Raw genomic sequence first — 1,883 nt, 5'->3', positions numbered from 1 at the left:
AGCTTTTGTAGAAAATAACTTTCTCGATATCCCCCCAATTGTCTCGATAATTCTAAACCTCTTTGAAAAGATGACATTGCTAAAGGAAAAGCTTTTAACTGTGCATAAACTTGACCCATACGATCATAAGTTTCCATCATCCCATAAACATTAACAAACTGTTGATCCATCAATAATTGCACTTTATATATTTCAATTGCTGCTTCTTTTTCATCCTGAGAAAGATAGAGCGCTGCCAATTTTTCCAAAGCATCACTAGCACTTATAAACCTTTGAATTGATTGAGCAATATCATAAGCTTCTTGATAGTATTGACTGGCAATACTAAGTTTTCCAAGCTCCTCATAATCTTCAGCAATAGATATTTTTATATCTGGAACTTCTGTGATAATTTGTTGATCTTCGTAAAAATTGACCAATCTTTCTTTAGCTGTAATTGCTTGTAAAGGTTTTCCCGCTTGATTATAAATAAAAGCTAATTTTTCGATAGTATCTACTTTTTCAAAATTAGTAGTTAAAGCAGGATCTGTTATTTCTTCATTAGTAGATGTTTCTAACTCACTCTGTTGCTGAACCTCCAATAATTCTTCATAGGCGATCGCTGCATTATCATAATCTAGCCAATTCAAATATATTTCCCCTATAGCTGTCAAAGCTAGTTTCAAAGTAGTAACATCCTCTTGTTTTCTAGCTTCAGCAATAACTTGTTGATAAACTTGAACTGCTGGATCTTTTGCTCTAACAGTATTAAATGCAGAGCCTAATGCTTGCAACAATTCTATATTCACAGGTTCTTGTTCTTGAATTTCTGGTTGTAGGGTTTCCAGTCGTTGTGTTATCCACTGCACCTGTAATTTTTGACTATTATTCCACGCTATTTCTGAAACTCGCTCCAAAGCTGCTAACTCTTCTGCTTTACCAAGATAACGTCGCAAACGAAGTTCTCTATTCCAGGTTTCAAAAGCTTTCGTTGTTTCCCCCGCTGCTAATAATGCTGCTGCTTCAACGTTAAGTTGGTCGAGTTCTTGAGAAAGTTGTTCTCTTTTTTCTCCAGTAACAGTTCCCGTAGTTGGTGGTTCTGGCAAGAGTGGATCTGGTTCAGTGCTTTCTAAAGGGTTAGGGGTAAATTGATTGGGAGGAGCTAATTCTTGTTCTGCATCTGTTTGACGTTGAGAGATAATATTTACAGCATTTTTTCTAAGAGTATATTCGGAAAATTCAGGAGTTTTTGCTAAACAATAATTTGAAAAAAAGAGGTAAAAACAACTGCTAGTGAGAACTAAGTTTTGAATTTTGAGCATTTTAATTAGATGATAAATGATTAACTTTGATACCAATTTTATGTTAGGTCTTATATGAGGCTGAACATAATTTGCTACATCACTCGCCCCCGCGCATCCCCCAAAATTGGGGGACTTTTAGAAGCAAATTGACTCTTATTCCCCCCAAAATTGGCTTGCTCGGGGGGCAAAATTCAGTATCAAAAAACTTTTTAGATATCCTCTTTTTACCTCTCCCCTAACTTCCCCGCTCAAGAAAATGTATCAAATCATTTATCAAATTGGTATAACTCCTGTGAAATCATACATTTATTCAACAACCCCCCTATTTAAAATAATAAATTAAATTATCAATCATTCTCATCCTCAGTAGCTCCATAAAAAATTACCAGGGAAATACTTGCATTCAAACAAAAACTCTGATATTTTGAAGATTATAAGATGTATAAGGAGTCGTTCGCCCCTACGCATGATTTTTTATTCAACGCAAAAAATAAAGAAGTAGAAGCTAACTCGCCTCTTCCGATAATATGACCAAAAAATTAGGTTTCAAGCCTCTCTATTACAGGAAGTACTGATAACTGATAACTGATAACTGATAAC

Annotated in this window: 1 protein-coding gene; it reads right to left on the bottom strand. The window is 34.9% G+C overall.

Features of this window, described 5'->3' with window-relative positions; genetic code table 11:
- Positions 1 to 1,301: tetratricopeptide repeat protein (locus tag AC3DU7_RS07780; RefSeq protein ID WP_488038780.1), on the bottom strand; the 1,301-nt coding region annotated here is incomplete at its 3' end.
- Between the last annotated feature and the right edge of the window lie 582 nt (positions 1,302 to 1,883).

The sequence above is a fragment of the Okeania sp. genome (genome assembly GCF_983059655.1).
This window is presented reverse-complemented; position numbering and strand designations above follow the sequence as displayed.